At 72.9% G+C, this 16,413-nt stretch carries 14 protein-coding genes; 2 read left to right on the top strand and 12 right to left on the bottom strand.

Annotated elements, in window-relative coordinates; genetic code table 11:
* Window positions 1–120 precede the first annotated feature (120 nt).
* Window positions 121–1,119, top strand: coding sequence for an alpha/beta hydrolase-fold protein (locus tag AB0B20_RS17550; protein ID WP_357385860.1), 999 nt, complete (start codon window positions 121–123; stop codon window positions 1,117–1,119).
* Between the two features lie 181 nt (window positions 1,120–1,300).
* Entirely contained in the window at window positions 1,301–1,936 is a 636-nt protein-coding gene (locus tag AB0B20_RS17545) for an XRE family transcriptional regulator (protein WP_357385874.1), read from the top strand.
* A gap of 61 nt (window positions 1,937–1,997) precedes the next feature.
* On the opposite strand, the gene AB0B20_RS17540 is transcribed toward AB0B20_RS17545, so the two are convergent.
* The 12 genes from AB0B20_RS17540 to AB0B20_RS17485 are packed head-to-tail and all read right to left on the bottom strand — an operon-like array spanning window position 1,998 to window position 16,400.
* Complete coding sequence (locus AB0B20_RS17540) at window positions 1,998–3,077, bottom strand: alpha/beta hydrolase (RefSeq protein ID WP_357385858.1); 1,080 nt, start codon at window positions 3,075–3,077, stop codon at window positions 1,998–2,000.
* Window positions 3,078–3,082: 5 nt separating this feature from the next.
* Window positions 3,083–4,081: an LLM class flavin-dependent oxidoreductase gene (locus AB0B20_RS17535; protein ID WP_357385856.1), complete on the bottom strand. Its 999-nt coding sequence runs from the start codon at window positions 4,079–4,081 to the stop codon at window positions 3,083–3,085.
* Window positions 4,078–4,404 carry a TIGR04076 family protein gene (locus AB0B20_RS17530; RefSeq protein ID WP_151500654.1) on the bottom strand — a complete coding sequence of 109 codons (327 nt, stop codon included), beginning with the start codon at window positions 4,402–4,404 and terminating at the stop codon, window positions 4,078–4,080. The genes AB0B20_RS17535 and AB0B20_RS17530 overlap by 4 nt, the downstream gene beginning before the upstream one ends.
* Window positions 4,401–5,405 carry a zinc-binding dehydrogenase gene (locus AB0B20_RS17525; RefSeq protein ID WP_357385854.1) on the bottom strand — a complete coding sequence of 335 codons (1,005 nt, stop codon included), beginning with the start codon at window positions 5,403–5,405 and terminating at the stop codon, window positions 4,401–4,403. The genes AB0B20_RS17530 and AB0B20_RS17525 overlap by 4 nt, the downstream gene beginning before the upstream one ends.
* Window positions 5,402–5,815: a nuclear transport factor 2 family protein gene (locus tag AB0B20_RS17520; protein ID WP_357385852.1), complete on the bottom strand. Its 414-nt coding sequence runs from the start codon at window positions 5,813–5,815 to the stop codon at window positions 5,402–5,404. The genes AB0B20_RS17525 and AB0B20_RS17520 overlap by 4 nt, the downstream gene beginning before the upstream one ends.
* Window positions 5,812–7,077 carry an amidohydrolase family protein gene (locus tag AB0B20_RS17515; protein ID WP_357385850.1) on the bottom strand — a complete coding sequence of 422 codons (1,266 nt, stop codon included), beginning with the start codon at window positions 7,075–7,077 and terminating at the stop codon, window positions 5,812–5,814. The genes AB0B20_RS17520 and AB0B20_RS17515 overlap by 4 nt, the downstream gene beginning before the upstream one ends.
* Entirely contained in the window at window positions 7,074–8,744 is a 1,671-nt protein-coding gene (locus AB0B20_RS17510) for a hydantoinase B/oxoprolinase family protein (RefSeq protein WP_357471736.1), read from the bottom strand. The genes AB0B20_RS17515 and AB0B20_RS17510 overlap by 4 nt, the downstream gene beginning before the upstream one ends.
* Window positions 8,737–10,425 (bottom strand): hydantoinase B/oxoprolinase family protein, encoded by a 1,689-nt coding sequence (locus AB0B20_RS17505; RefSeq protein ID WP_357385846.1) that lies wholly within the window; start codon window positions 10,423–10,425, stop codon window positions 8,737–8,739. The genes AB0B20_RS17510 and AB0B20_RS17505 overlap by 8 nt, the downstream gene beginning before the upstream one ends.
* A complete protein-coding gene (locus tag AB0B20_RS17500; RefSeq protein WP_357385844.1) occupies window positions 10,422–12,473 on the bottom strand; it encodes a hydantoinase/oxoprolinase family protein in 2,052 nt (683 codons plus the stop codon). The genes AB0B20_RS17505 and AB0B20_RS17500 overlap by 4 nt, the downstream gene beginning before the upstream one ends.
* Entirely contained in the window at window positions 12,470–14,503 is a 2,034-nt protein-coding gene (locus tag AB0B20_RS17495) for a dipeptide ABC transporter ATP-binding protein (RefSeq protein WP_357385872.1), read from the bottom strand. Before AB0B20_RS17495 ends, AB0B20_RS17500 begins: the two co-directional genes overlap by 4 nt.
* A 2-nt stretch (window positions 14,504–14,505) precedes the next feature.
* Window positions 14,506–15,390 (bottom strand): ABC transporter permease, encoded by an 885-nt coding sequence (locus tag AB0B20_RS17490; RefSeq protein ID WP_357385842.1) that lies wholly within the window; start codon window positions 15,388–15,390, stop codon window positions 14,506–14,508.
* Window positions 15,390–16,400 carry an ABC transporter permease gene (locus AB0B20_RS17485; protein ID WP_013474645.1) on the bottom strand — a complete coding sequence of 337 codons (1,011 nt, stop codon included), beginning with the start codon at window positions 16,398–16,400 and terminating at the stop codon, window positions 15,390–15,392. Before AB0B20_RS17485 ends, AB0B20_RS17490 begins: the two co-directional genes overlap by 1 nt.
* Window positions 16,401–16,413 lie beyond the last annotated feature (13 nt).

Genomic DNA, 16,413 nt, shown 5'->3' with positions numbered 1-16,413 from the left:
ACGACATCTACGTCGCCCTGTCCACCGGCACCACATTCAGCCCCTCCACCAAATGGCACGACTACTTCGGCCTCACCGGCGAAACCACACTCTGACCCCCATCGACTCCCAGGAGGATTCATGTCGCACGACCGGACCACTCCCCCCACCGTAAGCCGCCGCCGCCTGCTCACCGGCGCCGCCGCGGTCGCGGCGACCGGCGCCCTGGCCGGGGCCTTCACCGCGCCGTCCGCGGCGAGCGCGGCCGCCGTCGACGGGTTCGGCCTGCGCATCGTCGGCCGCAACGAGAACGGCGGCCGGTTGCAGTACTACCGCTTCGCCACCGACGCGATCGAGTGGGATCCGGCGGTGAACGTGCTGCTGCCCGACGGCTACCACACCAGCCGCAAGCGTTACCCGGTGCTGTACCTGCTGCACGGCGGCCAACAGGACTTCCGCACGTTCCACCTCCAGGACAACATCATCAACCTGACCGCCGGCCGCGAGGTCATCGTGGTCATGCCGGACGCCTCCACCGGCTGGTACAGCAACCCGGTCAGCAGCAACACCGGGCCGCGCAACTGGGAGACCTTCCACATCGCCCAGTTGCTGCCCTGGATCGACGCGAACTTCCGGACCTTCGCCGAGTACAACGGCCGCGCCGTCGCCGGCTTCTCGATGGGTGGCTTCGGCGCGCTGAAGTACGCCGCGAAGTACTACGGCCACTTCTGCTCGGTCAGCGCCCACTCCGGCCCGGCGAGTCTGCGGCGGGACTTCGGTCTCGTGGTGCACTGGGCGAACGCCACCTCGGCCGCGCTCGACCTCGGCGGCGGGACCGTCTACGGTGCGCCCCTGTGGGACGAGGCCCGGGTGAACATGGACAACCCGGTGCAGCGCATCGAGAGCTACCGCAACAAGCGGATCTTCCTGGTCGCCGGCACGTCCCCCGACCCGATCAACTGGTTCGACACGGCGAACGAGAGCCAGGTGCTGGCGGGCCAGCGTGAGTTCCGGAGCCTGCTCGCCCGGGCGGGCATCCCGCACGAGGGCCGGGAGGTCCCCGGCGGGCACTACTTCCGCCACGAGCAGTTCGTCGACGACCTCAACGGCATGATGGGCCGGCTGCGCCGCGCCGGCTGACCCACCGGGTGTCGCGGCGCCAGCCTGCCGGCTGGCGCCGCCCCCCGTCCACCAGGGAAGACATGGCGGAAGCGGACGGGAAATGCCGTGCCTCCCCCTCGCACAGGGGCGGCATGTTCGATAGGATCGAACATCCCGGGCGGATCCCCCGCCACCGCAACAGGAGGTCCTCGTGCGGTCCATGGACAGTCAGCCGCCGTCGGAGCAGGCCGCCCCCGGTGGCGCCGCGGACGAGAGCACCCCGGCGGGCCTGGTCGGCGCCCGGATCCGGCGGTACCGCAAGGAGCGCGGGCTCACCCTGCGCGGCCTCGCCTCCCGCTCCGGCCTGTCGATCGGCTTCCTGTCCCAGGTCGAGCGCGGCATCTCCTCGATCGGCCTGACCGCGCTGGGCAGCGTCGCCAAGGCGCTGGACCGCTCGGTGGCCGACTTCTTCGACGCCGGCAACGGCGCGCCGGACAGCAACGTCTCCCCGCTTCCCCGGCACTTCACGCTGACCAGGGCGGAAACGTCGGCCACCCAGTACGTGTCCGGGCAGCAGACCTACCGGATGCTCTCCGACCGGGGGCCGGACCTGGTGCTGGAGCCGATGCTCGTGCACATCGCGCCCGGCGGGCGCCGGGAGAACGCGTACGGCCACCGGGGCGAGGAGTTCGCCTACGTCATCTCCGGTGAGCTGCTCTACGAGGTCGAGGGCGTGGAGCACCGGCTGTGCCCGGGCGACAGCGTGCACCTGCGCTCGTCGGTGCCGCACCAGATGTACAACGACACCGACTCGGTGACGACAGTGGTCTCGGTGGTCACGCCCCGCCTGTTCTGAGGCACGCCGAACTCCGGGCTTGTTCACACCGGTGAACAAGCCCGGAGCAGGCGCCGGATGGTCAGCCGTCGATCGCGGTCATGGTGGCGTGCCAGATGTCCGCGCCGCTGTCGATCACGGCGAAGTGGTCCCCCGGCTGTTCGAGGTACCGGATGTCGTCGCCCGCGTCGGCTGCCGCCACGGCGTAGCGCCGGTTGGCGTCGACCAGGTCGAGACTGTCCGCCGTCCCCTGCACGAGGAGGGTCGGGACACCGACCGGCAACCGGAGCATCGGGTCGCTCTCGGCGTACCGCCGGGGCGCTGTCGCCGGTGAGCCGCCCAGGGCCGCGGAGATCGCGCCGTCGCCGAGGAAGCGCCGCTCGCCCTCGGTGAGGTCGAGGACCCCGGCCAGCGACACCGCCAGCGCGACACGTGGCCCGCTCGCACGCCCGGCGAGGTCGGCCGCGGCGCGCAGCGCGAGCTGCCCGCCGGCCGAGTGGCCGAGCACGACGATCCGGTCCAGGTCCAGCGGCCGGTCGGCGGCGAGGTCCCGCAGCACGGTGATGCCGGCCTCGACGTCCTGTGCGGTCGCGTCCCAGCCGTGCCGGTCCGGGCGCCGGTACTCCAGGTTCCAGGACGCGTAGCCACGGTCGGCCAGGTCGACGGCGAGGGCGTCCATCAGGTCCGCGCCCCAGATCGATCGCCAGAAGCCGCCGTGCAGCAGCACCGCGACCGGCGCCGGCCCGGTACCCGGAGCCGACGGCAGTCGCAGGTCGCCCCACTGTTCCGGGCCGGGACCGTAGGCGATCCGGTCGGCCGGCGCGCGGAAGCGGTGCACGGCGTGCCGGATCGCCCACGCCACGCCCCACAGTCCCCGGCCCGCCAGGTGGACCGCGCCGGGGACCGCCGTCTCGACGGTGAGGTCGTACCAGACCGCGTGCGGCGGCTGCGCGCCGATCAGCGCGCGGGCCGCTGGTGTGGGGCCGGGAAGCACCACCACCGGCTGGTCCGGCGCGGCGAGCAACGAGCGCATCTCGCCGGCCGAGGCGGCGGCGACGACCTCGCCGACGACGTCCAGCTCCGCGCAGGTGGTGGTGACGAGCGACGCCAGCAGCGCGGTGTCGGCCACCAGGCCGGGACCGGCAACGACGGTGAGCCGCACCGGACTCACCTGCGCAGCAGGGGCAGAACGGCGGAACCGAGCAGGTCCACGCCGCGCTCGTCGGTCAGGCCGTGCGGTGTGCCGAACTCGACCCGGCGTACGCCCGCGTCGATGAGCGCCTGGGCCTGCGCGGCGACCTGCTCCGGGGTGCCGGAGAAGGCGAACCGGTCGAGCACGTCGTCCGGGATCAGCCGGCCCGCCGCCTCGTCCTCGCCCGCGTCGACCAGGTCGCCGACGCGCTTGACCAGGTCGTCGGGCATCTCGACGGTCGGGTCCAGCTCCGCCACCACGGCGAGGTACATGGCCACCTCGGTACGGGCCTTGGCGCGGGCCGCCTCGCCGTCGGTGTCGACGACTGTGACCGCGCCGAGCACGATGCCGACGTCGGCGACGTCGCGCCCGGCCTTCTCCGCGCCGGTCCGCAGCCGCTCGCGGATCACCGGGACCATGTCCGGGTTGGCGCTGCCGCCCACCTTGATCTCGTCGGCGATCCGCCCGGCCAGCGCCGCGCCCTGCGGGCCCCAGGCGCCGAGCAGCAGCGGCGGGTCGGGCCGCCGCACGTCGTAGCGCAGCGCGGTGCCGGGGGCGAGCGAGAAGACCTTTCCGGTGAAGCCGGTCCGGTCGCCGCGCAGCAGGCGGTAGACGACCTGGACGGCCTCCTCGATGGTGGTCAGCGGCCGCGGCTGCGGCAGGCCGACGGCGCCCAGCCAGGTCCCCCGGGCCAAACCGAGGTAGGCCCGCCCGTGCGAGGCCAGGTCCAGGGCGGCGAGCTGACCGGCGATCTCGTACGGCGCCATCGAGTACGGGTTCAGGCAGGCCGCGCCGAGGCGTACCCGTTCGGTCGCCTGCGCCATCTCCAGCAGCGGGAAGATCGGCGGCTGGTACATCAGGTCGCCGAAGACGGTGAGCACGTCGAAGCCGTGCGCCTCGGCGGCGCGGGCCAGCCGGGCGTAGGCGCCGGCCGGCTTGTCGCTCTGCAGGCCGAGTCCGATCTCGACTGTCATGTCAGGTCCGCCGAGTTCATCGTGCGCCGGCAGGTCCGTTCCACCTTCATGACGAGCCGTTCCTCCGGGTCCGGGCAGATGAAGTGGGAGTCCTGGGCCAGCCAGTCACCCGGCGCGAGGTCACGCTGCTTGGCGGCGAGGAAGGGCAGCACCGAGGCGAGCGCGTACACGCAGAAGTGCTTTCCCTCGGGCAGCCGCAGGTGCGCGCTGTTCGTCAGTTCGAAGTGGTCGCCCACGGCCATGCCGCACACCGACCGGCCCTCGATCCGGTCGACAGTGACCTTCAGGTCGTAGATCTCCATGTCGCCGTCGCTGTCGCTCACGGTCCCTCCCCCTCGTCGATCCGTACGATGATCTTGCCGGTGGTCCTGCGTTCGGCCAGCTCGGTGAGCGCCGCGGGCGCCTCGTCCAGCGAGACGACGCGGCTGACCGGCGGCCGGACCGCGCCGGAGGCGCACATGTCGAACAGCTCCTGGTAGGCGGACTCGACGGCGCTGGCCCGCTGCCACGGGTACTGCGAGCCCCAGGAGAGGCCGACGAGCGTCGCGTTCGCCGCCATCAGCCGCAGCGGGTCGACAGGCGGTGGTGCGCCACCGGCCGCGCCCACCGCGACGAGGCGGCCCTCGAACGCCAGGCAGTCCCAGGTACGGGCGAACACGTCGCCGCCCACCGGGTCCACCACGACGTCCACGCCGCGCCCGCCGGTGGCCGCGAGCACCGCGGGCACGAAGTCCTCCGCCGTGTAGTCGATCGCCACCTGGGCGCCGTGGTCGCGGCAGATAGCGGTCTTGGCCGGGCCACCCGCGGTGGCGAGGACCCGGGCGCCCCGGGCGACGGCGAGCTGGATCGCGGCGATGCCCACCCCGCCCGCACCGGCGTGCACCAGGACGGTCTGCCCGGCGGTGGCCCCCGCGCGTTCCAGCGCGAACCACGCCGTCTGGTAGGTGACAGGCAGTGCCGCCGCGGTCACCGGGTCGATAGCGGACGGCCGCGGCACCACCACCGCGGCGTCCACTGTCACCGTCGTGCCGAGCGCGCCGCGCGGCAGCGCCGGGCAGGCGAGCACCTCCCGACCCAGCAGGTGCTCCGCTCCGGCACCGGCGGCGACGACCCGGCCGGCCGTCTCCACGCCGGGCGTCATCGGCGGGTCCGGCCGCACCGGGTACTCGCCCCGGCAGAGCATGACGTCCAGGAAGTTCAGCCCCACCGTGCGGACGGCGAGCCGTACCTCACCGGGGGCGGGCGGCGGGTCGTCGGGCAGCTCGGCGACCGACAGCACGTCCGCCGGCTCACCGGTCCGCCCGGCGACCAGCCGCCGGATCATGCCGCGCCCACCGGTTCCCGGACCAGCTCGGCGTGATGGTGCACGATCACCCAGCGGCCGTCGATCCGGCGCACCACGTCGGTGACCCGGGTGACCTCCGGCGCGTCGTCCGGGCCGAGCTGCGCGATCAGCTCGTACCGGGCCACGCCGAAGTCGTCCCACACGTCGATGCGCTTGTCCCGCGCGGCGAGCACCGCCAGCCGGGGACGCTGACCCGCGGCGTCCCGCCGGGCGCGGTACTCGTCCAGCTCGGCCCGGGTCCGCAGCGGCCCCGGCAGGTGCGTCTCCCAGGTGGTCACGTCGGGGTGCAGGTGCGTGTCGAACCGCTGCTGGTCCCCGGCGAGGAACGCGTCGTACATGTCGTCGATGCCGGCGGCGATCGCCGCCGCGCCTGAATCCGCGAACGTCATCGCGTCTCCTCCTGGTTGCGGTCGTCGCGGGCGATCTGCCCGCCCTTCATCACCCACCGCACGTCCCGGAACGCCGAGGTGTCGGCCAGCGGGTCGGCGTCGGTCGCGATCAGGTCGGCCAGCTTGCCGGCCTCGACGGTGCCGAGGTCGGACTCCGCGCCGAGCCACCGGATCGGGCCGAGCGTGCCGGCGTGGATGGCCCGTGCGGTGCCGATCCGCTCGGACATGTACTCCAGCTCCCGGATCGAGGCGGTGGTGCCCTCGAACTCCCAGAACGGGGGCATGTCGCTGCCCAGCAGCACCTCCACCCCGGCGGCGATCGCCATGTCGAAGCTCTCCAGGTGCCGGGGGCCGGCGCCGAGCGACCGGCACTGCATCCACTCCGGCACGCCCAGCTCGTCGAAGAACTCCTTGCAGCGGGTCACCAGCAGCGTCGGCACGAGAGCGGTGCCGCGCTCGGCCATCCGCGCCGCGACCTGCGGGGTGAGCTGGTAGCCGTGCTCCACACAGTCCAGTCCCAGCTCGACCGCCGCGCCGATCACCTCGGCCGGCCCGGCGTGCGCGGTGACCTTGCGGCCCCACGCGTGCGCCGTCTCGATCACCGCGCTCATCTCGTCGGCGAACAGCTGGGGCGTGTGGATGCTCTCGTGCTCACCGGCGATGCCGCCGGAGATCATCACCTTGATCAGGTCGGCGCCGGCCTTGATCTGGCTGCGCACGCCGTGGCGGAAGCCCACCGGGCCGTCGCACTCGAGCGTGTCGTTGCTCTCGTGGCCGTGCCCGCCGGTGCACACCAGCGCCCGGCCGGCGGTGTAGATGCGCGGACCCGGCACGCGCCCGGCGTTGATCGCCCGCCGCAGCGCGAAGTCGGCGTGGTCCTTCTCGGCCACGCAGCGCACTGTGGTCACGCCGGAGTGCAGCGTGCGCCGCGCGCCGTCGGCCATGTAGTGGGCGAGGTCGTACGAGCCCATCCCCTTGACGCCGTCGCCCCCGGAGCCGGGCAGCGACAGCGAGAAGTGGGTGTGCATGTTGACCAGGCCGGGCGTCAGGTACGCGCCGTCGAGGTCCACCTCGGTCAGCCGGCCGGCGGCCCGCGCCTGCTCGGCCACCTCGGCGTACGGCCCGACGGCGGCGATCCGGTCACCCCGGACCCACACCCCGGCGCCGGTCACTGGCGTCATGCCGTCCACCACGCGGGCGTCCAGCACTGTGCAGTTGCCGAGCAGCACGCTCGGCTGCTCGGGCGAATAGGCGGCACTCACGCGATCACTCCATAAACGTCTCGGGCGGCCCCCGGGGAGACGTAGCCCTCGGCCACGTCCCGCCGTACCGCCTCCGGATCCCTCGATCTCGGGTCGCCGTGCCCACCGCCACCGGCGGTCAGCAACGTCACCCGATCCCCCACCGCCACCGCGGTACGCCGTGTGCTCACCCGGTGCTCCCGGTCCGTGCCCGGGAACACCACCACCTGGTTCGGCTCCGGCTGTGCGCCGCCGGCCAGCGCCCACGGCGCGCTCTTCGTCTTCTTGATCACCGTCAGGAACTCGCCCGACGTCACGAACCGGATGTCCCGCCGCAGGCCGCAGCCGCCCCGGAACCGGCCGGCACCACCGGAGTCCGTCCGGATCTCCAGGCGCTCGAAGAACATCCCGGTCTTCGACTCCAGCACCTCGACGGGCGTGTTGCGCGCCTGGGTCTGGCACAGGTGGTTCGCCGGTCCGATGCCGTCGTGCCGGGGCGTGCCGCCCCAGCCGACCGGGTCGTTGTTGCTGACCGCGAACATGTCGCCGGTGTCCGGGTGCCGGCCCACCATCATGAACCCGGGCACGTCACCGCCGGAGGAGGCGGCCAGCCCGTCCGGCATGCCCTGCGCCAGCGCCTTGAGGATCAGCTCCAGCGCGACGGTGCCGGTCCACTGGGTGAACGTGGCGGCCGGATACCGCGCGTGGAACAACGTGCCGGGCTCGGCGCGTACCCGCAGGGGCGCGAAGTGCCCGGCGTTCGTCTGCTCGCCGGGCGTGGTGACGCCCTTGAACGCGACCCGGCAGGTGGCGATGGTGGCGCCGAGCGGCAGGTTCACCGGCCCGGGCACCGCCGGGGACGACCCGGCGAAGTCCACAGTGAACTCGCCGTCGGCGACCGTGACGGTGACCCGCATCCGGATCGGCTCGTCGCTGACGCCGTCGTCGTCCAGCCAGTCCTCGGCGGTCCAGCTGCCCTGCGGCAGCGCGGCCACCGCCTCCCCGGCACGCTGCGCGGCGGCGTCGATCACCCGGTCGACCACCGCGTCGACGACGGGCGGACCGTAGTCGCGGTACAGCTCGGTCACCCGCCGCTCGCCGGTACGCAGCGCGGCGATCTGCGCGTTGAGGTCGCCGATGACCAGCTCCGGCATCCGGGAGTTGAACCGGATCAGCTCGTGGATCTCCGGCACCGGCTCGCCCCGGGAGTACACCTTCGTGCCGGGGAAGATGATCCCCTCCTGGTGCATGTCCGTGGAGTCGAGCACGTAGCCGGGATCCTTGGCGCCCAGGTCCATCCAGTGCGCCCGGATGCACAGGAAGCCGATCAGCTCCTCGCTGTCCGGCAGGACGACCGGCGCGAACATCGTCGCGTCGTAGGTGTGCGCCGCGTTCCAGTACGGGTAGTTCAGCAGCACCACGTCGCCGCGGTGCAGGTTCTCCCGGCCGACGTACTCGACGCCCTTGCGCAGCGAGTAGTCGTTGGCGCCGAGGAAGCGGGACAGCCCCGTGGACTCCGCGACCAGCCGCAACCGCCGGTCGTAGATGGAGATGCCGAAGTCGTACACCTCGTAGATCACCGGATTGAACGCGGTGCGCACCAGCGCGGCCCGCATCTCCTCGGCGGCCGAGACGAGGTGGCTGCGGACGACCTCGACGGTTGCCCCGTCGACCGTCGGCTCACCCATCGACGTCCACTCCGTAGACGTCCCGGGCCGCCTCCCGGGAGACGTAGCCCTCGGCCACGTCCCGCCGCACCGCCTCGGGGTCGCGGTCGCCCGGGTCGCCGTGCCCGCCGCCGCCGGCGGTCAGCAGCGTGACCCGGTCACCCGCCGCCACCACGGTGCGCTTGGTGCTCACCCGGTGCTCGCGGTCGGTACCCGGGAACACCACGATCTGGTTCGGCTCCGGCTGCTCGCCGCCGTCGAGCGCCCACGGCGCGCTCTTCGTCTTCTTGATGACGGTGAGGAACTCGCCGGAAGTCAGGAACCGGATGTCCCGCCGCAGGCCGCAGCCGCCCCGGAACCGGCCCGCGCCACCGGAGTCCGCGCGGATCTCCCAGCGCTCGAAGAACATCCCGGTCTTGGCCTCCATGACCTCGATCGGGGTGCCCCGGCCGGTGCTGCCGGAGACGTGGGTGGCGGCGTCCATGCCGTCGTGCTGCGCGGTGCCGCCCCAGCCCACCAGGTCGTTGTTGCTGACCGCGAACATCTTGCCGGTGTCCGGGTGCAGGCCGACCATCATGAAGCCGGGCACGTCGCCGCCGGAGGAGGCGGGCAGCAGGTCCGGCATGCCCTGGGCCAGCGCCTTGAGGATCAGTTCCACAGCGACGATGCCGGTCCAGAGCGTGAACGTGGGCTGCGGGTAGACGGCGTGGAACAGGGTGCCCGGCTCCGCCCGCACCTCCAGCGGCGCCACGGTGCCGGCGTTCGACGGCTCGTCGCGCGAGGTGAGCGACTTCAGCACGACCTTGCAGATCGCCTCGGTCGCGCCGAACGGCATGTTGATCGGGCCGCGGGTGGCCGGCGCGGAACCGGCGAAGTCGACGATGAAGCGCCCGTCGGCGATGGTCACCGTGGCGCGCATCTTCACCGGCTCGTCGGTGATGCCGTCGTCGTCCACCCAGTCCTCGGCGGTCCAGGTGCCCTGCGGCAGCGTCGCCAGCGCCGCGCGGGCACGGGCCTCGCCGTCGGCGATGATGCGTTCGATCGCCTGGTCCACTGTGGTCCGGCCGAACTTCTCGATGATCTCCAGCATCCGGCGCTCGCCGGTGCGCAGTGCGGCGATCTGCGCGTGCAGGTCACCCAGCACCGCGTCCGGCATCCGCGAGTTGAAGCGGATCAGCTCGTGGATCTCGCGCACCGGCTCGCCCCGGGAGACGACCTTGGTGCCCGGGAAGATCAGCCCCTCCTGGTGCATGTCGGTCGAGTCGAGCACGTAGCCCGGGTCCTTGGCGCCCAGGTCCATCCAGTGCGCGCGGACGCAGAGGAAGCCGACCAGTTCGCCGTCCGCGTCCGGGTCGGCCTCGTCCGGCCGGAACACCGGGGCGAACAGCGTCGCGTCGTAGGCGTGCGCCGCGTTCCAGTACGGGTAGTTCAGCAGCACCACGTCGCCGCGGTGCAGGTTCTCCCGGCCCACGTACTCCACGCCCTTGCGCAGCGAGAAGTCGTTCGCGCCGAGGAAGAACGTCAGGCCGGTGGCCTCGGCGACCAGCCGCAGGTCGGCGTCGTACATCGACAGGCCGAAGTCGTGCACCTCGTAGATGACCGGGTTGAAGGAGGTACGGATGAGGGTGGCCCGCATCTCCTCCGCCGCCGACAGCAGATAGCTGCGGACGACCTCGACCTGGGCTCCGTCCAGCGTGGTCATGCGGCTTCCTCCAGGGTGACGAGCAGGTATCCGTGGTCGTCGACGGTGACCCGCTGGCCGCTGGGCACCACTGTGGTGGAGGTGCCCTCGTCGACCAGCGCCGGTCCGTCGAAGGTGTCGCCCGGCTCCAGGCGGGCCCGGTCGTAGACCGCGAACGGCACCACAGCGTGCTGCCCGAAGTCGTAGGCGTCGCGGTGCGCCAGCAGCGCCTGCGACGGGTCGCCGTCGCCGCGCGGCAGGGTCTCCAGCTCCGGCCGGTCGGTGCGCCCGATGCCGCGCACCCGCAGGTTGAGGATCTGGAGCGGGTTGCCCATGGTGTGGCCGTACCGGGTGCGGTGCGTCTCGTCGAACGCGGCGCGGACGGCGTCGCGGTCCAGCTCACGCCCAACGGTGACCATCAGGCTGTGCTCCTGGCCGAGGTAGCGCAGCTCGAACTGCCGCTCCAGCACCGCCTCGCCGGCGGGCACGCCCTGCGCCACCAGCGACGCGACCGCCTCGGCCTCGACCGCCTTGAACAGCTGCTCCAGGTCCGACAGGTCGGCGTCGTCGAGGGTGGCCATCACGGTACGGCTGAAGTCGTTGACGATGTCGGCCGAGAGCATGCCCCAGGCGGAGAAGCCGGACGGCGCGAACGGCACGACCACCTCGCCGATGCCCATCTCCCGGGCCAGCAGCGGCGCCAGCAGCGGGCCTGCCCCGCCGAACGCGAGAAGCGCGAACTGCCGGGGGTCGTGCCCCCGCTCGACGGTGATCTGCCGGACCGCGCCGACGGTGCGGGCCAGCAGCACGTCGAAGACACCAGCCGCCGCGTTCTCCACGCTCAGGCCGAGCGGATCGGCCAGCTGCTCCTGGATCGCGGCCCGCGCCTCGGCGTCGCGCAGACCCATGGTGCCGGCGAGGAACCGGTCCGGATCCATGTAGCCGAGCACCACAGCGGCGTCGGTGACCGTCGGCCTGGTGCCGCCCCGGCCGTAGCAGACCGGGCCCGGGTCGGCGCCCGCGCTCTGCGGGCCGACCTTGAGCAGGCCGTGGTCCAGCCAGGCGATCGAGCCGCCGCCGGCGCCGATGGTACGGATGTCGTACGTGGGGATGAGCAGCGGGAAGTGCTCCAGCTGGGCCTCGTACGCGGCGACCGGGTTGCCGCGCTCGATCACGCAGGCGTCCAGCGAGGTGCCGCCGATGTCGAACGTGAGCACGTTGTCCCGGCCCAGCTCGGAGGCGACGTACGCGGCGCCGACGATGCCGCCGGCCGGACCGGAGAGCACCGTGTGCGTGGGTGCGGTCTTGGCGACCGCGCTCGTCATCGAGCCGCCACCGGACCGCATGATCAGGAAGCGTCCGGAGAAGCCGCGCTCGGCCAGGCCGGCCTCCAACTCGTCCACGTACCGCTCGAAGATCGGCCGGATGTACGCCTCCAGCACTGTGGTGCTGGTGCGCTCGTACTCCCGGTACTCGCGCACGATGTCGGTCGACAGCGACAGGCTGACCTCGGGGAACTCCTCGTGGATCAGGCGCGCGGCCTCGCGCTCGTGGCTCGGGTCGAGGAACGAGTGCAGGAAGCAGATGGCGATCGAGGTGACCTGCTGGTCCACCACGAGCGTGCGGGCGGCCTCCCGGACGCTGTCCGGGTCCAGCGGCTCCACCACGCGTCCCCGGTAGTCCAGCCGGCCCCGCACGCCGGCGGTGAAGCGGCGCTGCACCAGGCTCTCCGGCCGCTGGTACTGGAAGTCGTACATGTGGTCGGACGGCACGTTGCCGCGGCCGATCAGGAAGATGTCCCGGAAGCCCTCGTTTGTGATGATGCCGGTGCGGCCACCACGACGCTCCAGCACCGCGTTGAGGCCGAGGGTGGTGCCGTGGATGAACAGCTCCACCTCGGACAGGTCGGTGCCGAGCGCGGTGATCGCGTTGAGGACACCGTCCGCGGGCCGGGCCGGGGTCGTCGCCGCCTTGCGGAAGCGGACCCGGTTGGTGCGCGTGTCGAGCTCCATGGCGTCCACGAAGGTCCCGCCGATGTCGACGGCGAGCCGGATGGGGCGACGGGTCATGGCGTGACAGCCTGCCTTCCGATGAGGGCGGGAAGCTCGGGAACGCGCCAGCAGGCGGCCCGGCTCTCGCCGTACGACTGAAGCTCCTGCTGCTCCGATCGGCACCGGTCGGTGACGAACGGGCACCGGGCGGCCAGTGGGCACCCGGTCGCGGCGTCGGCTTCCTCCAGGTCCTTGACCAGCTCGACGGCCTCGCCGTCGGACCCGGTCGTCCCGCCGAGGCGGGGGGCGCTGCCCAGCAGCGCCCGGGTGTACGGGTGCCGGGGCGTGTCGAAGACGACGTCCACCGGCCCCTCCTCGACGACCCGGCCGAGGTAGAGCACCACGACCCGGTCGGCGAACCCGCGCACTGTCGCCAGGTCGTGGGAGATGAACACCGAGGCGCGGTCCGCGTCGGCCGCCACGTCGGCGATCACATCGAGGATCTGCGCCTGGACGGTGACGTCCAGCGCCGAGGTCGGCTCGTCGAAGACGATCAGGTCCGGCTCGCCGACCAGCGCGCGGGCGATGCCGATGCGTTGCGCCTGGCCGCCGGAGAGCTCGTGCGGGTAGCGCCGCAGGATCGACCGGTCCAGCTCCATCCGGTCCAGCACGGCGGTGACGCGCTCCTCCCGCTGCGCCGGGGACAGGCCCGCGGCGCGCAACGGCTCGGCGATGGAGTCGCCGACGGGCCGGCGCGGGCTCAGCGAGCCGATCGGGTCCTGGAACACGAGCTGGGCCCGGGTCCGGGCCCGGCGCAGCGCCCGTCCGCGCGGCCGGGCGCGGCCCGGCTGCTTGACCAGCGCCTGCCCGGCGACGGTGACGGTGCCGGACGTGGGCGCGACCAGGCCCATCACGAGCTTGGCGAGGGTGCTCTTGCCGCAGCCGCTCTCACCCACCACGCCCAGCGTCTCGCCCGGCCCGAGCCGCAGCGTGACGCCGCGCAGCGCGTGGTGCCCGCCGGAGCCGAAGCGGCTGCGATAGACGACGTGCGCGTCCTCGATCTCCAGCACGGCCGGCTTCGGGTCCGCGCCGGACGGCTGTGCGCCGGACGCCACGGGCGTGTGCGACGTGTGCGGCACGTCGGCGTCGAGCGGCCGGGTCTGCGGGTGGAAGCAGGCGAGCGACCACTCGTCGCCGCCGGGCACCGGCGTGGTGGCCGGGCGGCGCGACGAGCAGGTGCGGTCGGCGTGCGCGCACCGGGCGACGAACGGGCAGTTGTGCGGCGCCTCGGTCAGCAGCGGCATGGCGCCGGGGGTGGCGACGACAGGCCGGCCGCCGACGTCCGGCACCGAACGCAGCAGCGCCCGGGTGTACGGGTGCGCGGGCTCCCGCAGCACCTGCGCGGCCGGGCCGCTCTCCACCACGGTGCCGGCGTAGAGCACCACCACCCGGTCGCAGACCTCCGCGATGGACGCCAGGTCGTGCGAGATCAGGAGTACGCCCCGGCCGTCGGTGTCGGCGGCGTGCCGGAACTGGCGCAGGATCTCCCGGGTCAGCGTCACGTCCAGGCCGGTGGTCGGCTCGTCGGCGATCAGCAGCTCCGGCGCGCAGCCGGTGGCCAGCGAGATCATCACCCGCTGGGCCATGCCGCCGGACAGCTCGTGGGCGTACGCGTCGAGCCGCCGCTGCGGGCTGCGGATGCCGACCGCCTCGAACAGCTCGCGCGCCGCCTCCCGGGCCCGCTCGCCGGACATCTCCTGGTGGGTGGCGAGCCGGTCGACGAGTTGCTTGCCGATGGTGCGGGTGGGGCTGAGCGCGCCGCGCGGGTTCTGGAAGCAGATCGCCACCCCCCGCCCGCGGTGGGCGGCGAGCGCGGCGTCGTCCATGCGCAGCACGTCCGAGTCGCCGAACAGCACCCGCCCGGTGGCGTGCGATCCGCCGGGCAGCAGCCCGACGATGGCGCGGGCCACCATGCTCTTGCCGCCGCCGCTCTCGCCGACCAGGCCGACGACCTCGCCCGGCCGGACGGCGAAGCTCACGCCGCTGAGCGCGGCCACCTGCCGGCCGGGCCGGCGGATCGTCACGGAGAGGTTCTCGATCGACAGCATGGTCACCGCCGCTTCGCGTTGGCGCGGTCCTGCAGGCCTTCGCCGAGCAGGCTGAAGCCCAGAACGCAGACGAACAGGGCCAGGCCGGGCGGGACCGAGGTCCACCACCGGCCGCCGACCACGTCCGCGGCGCCGAGGCTGATCATGGCGCCCCACTCCGCGTCGGGGATGCTCACGCCCAGGCCGAGGAAGGAGAGCCCGGCCAGGGTGAGCATGGCCCAGCCGCAGTTCAGCGGCGCGATGACCCGGACGGGGGTGAGGCTGTTGGGGAGCAGGTGCCGCCAGAGCACGCCGACCGGCGACGCCCCGGAGGTGATCGCGGCGTCCACGAACGGCAGTTCCCGCAGCGACCGCACCTCGGCGCGGACCAGCCGGGCGTACGCCGGCGCGTTCACCGCCGCGATCGTGATGATCAGGTTGATCGTGCCGTTGCCGAGCAGGGCGGCCACCGCCAGCGCCAGGATGAAGGTGGGGAACGACTGGAAGATGTCGACCACCCGCATCAGCACGTCGTCGAGCCAGCCGCCGAAGTAGCCGGCGACCAGGCCGAGCAGCGTGCCGACGACCACCGCGAGCGCCACCGCGGCCAGGGCGATGCCCAGGTCGAGCCGGGCGGCGTAGAGCACCCGGCTCCAGATGTCCATGCCGTTGCCGTCGGTGCCGAGCAGGTGGCTGCCGCCCGGCGCGACGAGCGTGTTCGCCGCGTCGATCTCGGTCTCGCCCCACTGGCTCAGCAGCGGCGCGAACACCGCCGCCAGCGCGACCACCGACAGGATGCTCGCCCCGGCGATGATCATGCGGCGGGCGAAACGGCTGTCCCGGTCGCCGCCGGGCACGACCACCGGCGCGGCGGCGGGACCGTCGGGGACGGTTCGCAGCTCGGCCATCAGAGCCTCACTCTCGGGTCGAGGATCGCGTGGACCACGTCGGCGATGAGGAACACCAGCACGTAGCACAACGCGATGACCAGCACCGACGCCTGCACCACCGGGTAGTCCCGGTAGAGCAGGCCGCGCAGGGCCCACTGGCCGAAGCCCTGCCACGAGTACACGTACTCAACGAGCACGGTGGAGCCGATCGCCGTACCGAAGACCAGCGCGGCCAGCGACGGCAGCCGGACCAGCGTCGCGCGCAGCAGGTAGCCGTAGTGCAGCGTGCGGTCGCGCAGCCCGTGGGCCTTGGCCGCGGCGTACGACTCCGAGTGCAGCACCTCCAGCGCGGAGGCCCGGACGCTGCGCAGCAGCGGGGCGACCACGCCGACCACGAGGGTCAGCACCGGCAGCACCAGGTACGCCGCGGCCGAGGCGATCGCCGGCCCGTTGGCGGTGAGGACGGCGTCGACGAGGTCGGCGCCGGTGAGCGGGGTCAGGCCGGTGTCCGGGTCCACCCGGCCGTTCGGTGCCGGGAACCAGCCGAGGATGCTGTAGCCGACGAGCACCAGGACCAGGCCGAGCCAGAACTCCGGGACGGAGTTGCCGACCAGCGCGAAGATCCGGACGCTGTGGTCGCCGGCCCGGTTGGCCCGCTTGGCCGACCAGATGCCCAGCACGGTGGCCACCACGAGCGCGATGCTCACCGAGATGACGACGAGCTCCAGCGTCGGACCGACCCGTAGCGCCATCTCCGAACCCACGGAGCTGCCGCTCTGGATCGAGGTCCCGAAGTCACCGGTGAGAAGCCCTCCGAGGTAGTCGAGGAACTGCTGCCAGAGGGACTGGTCCAGCCCGAAGCGGGCCCGGGCCGCGGCGGCGTCCTCCTCGGTGGCGTTCTGCCCGAGGATGCTGCGGACCGGGTCGCCCGGCAGCACTCGGACCAGGAGGAAGGCCAGGACGACCACTCCGAGCAGAACGGGGATCAGCTGGAGTAGTCGCCTGACGACAAACCGGAGAATTCGCATGGAGGGGTGACGT

The sequence above is a fragment of the Micromonospora sp. NPDC049151 genome, assembly GCF_040648395.1.
Taxonomy (GTDB): domain Bacteria; phylum Actinomycetota; class Actinomycetes; order Mycobacteriales; family Micromonosporaceae; genus Micromonospora.
Note: the sequence above shows the minus strand (reverse complement) of the source record. Positions and strands in the feature narration are given on the sequence as shown.

Excerpts from the sequence above, each read along its gene's own strand:
- AB0B20_RS17550 (WP_357385860.1), top strand. The coding sequence starts at position 121 with ATGTCGCACGACCGGACCACTCCCCCCACCGTAAGCCGCCGCCGCCTG.
- AB0B20_RS17545 (WP_357385874.1), top strand. The coding sequence starts at position 1,301 with ATGGACAGTCAGCCGCCGTCGGAGCAGGCCGCCCCCGGTGGCGCCGCG.
- AB0B20_RS17535 (WP_357385856.1), bottom strand. The coding sequence starts at position 4,081 with ATGACAGTCGAGATCGGACTCGGCCTGCAGAGCGACAAGCCGGCCGGC.
- AB0B20_RS17525 (WP_357385854.1), bottom strand. The coding sequence starts at position 5,405 with ATGATCCGGCGGCTGGTCGCCGGGCGGACCGGTGAGCCGGCGGACGTG.
- AB0B20_RS17520 (WP_357385852.1), bottom strand. The coding sequence starts at position 5,815 with ATGACGTTCGCGGATTCAGGCGCGGCGGCGATCGCCGCCGGCATCGAC.
- AB0B20_RS17510 (WP_357471736.1), bottom strand. The coding sequence starts at position 8,744 with ATGGGTGAGCCGACGGTCGACGGGGCAACCGTCGAGGTCGTCCGCAGC.
- AB0B20_RS17505 (WP_357385846.1), bottom strand. The coding sequence starts at position 10,425 with ATGACCACGCTGGACGGAGCCCAGGTCGAGGTCGTCCGCAGCTATCTG.
- AB0B20_RS17500 (WP_357385844.1), bottom strand. The coding sequence starts at position 12,473 with ATGACCCGTCGCCCCATCCGGCTCGCCGTCGACATCGGCGGGACCTTC.
- AB0B20_RS17495 (WP_357385872.1), bottom strand. The coding sequence starts at position 14,503 with ATGCTGTCGATCGAGAACCTCTCCGTGACGATCCGCCGGCCCGGCCGG.
- AB0B20_RS17490 (WP_357385842.1), bottom strand. The coding sequence starts at position 15,390 with ATGGCCGAGCTGCGAACCGTCCCCGACGGTCCCGCCGCCGCGCCGGTG.
- AB0B20_RS17485 (WP_013474645.1), bottom strand. The coding sequence starts at position 16,400 with ATGCGAATTCTCCGGTTTGTCGTCAGGCGACTACTCCAGCTGATCCCC.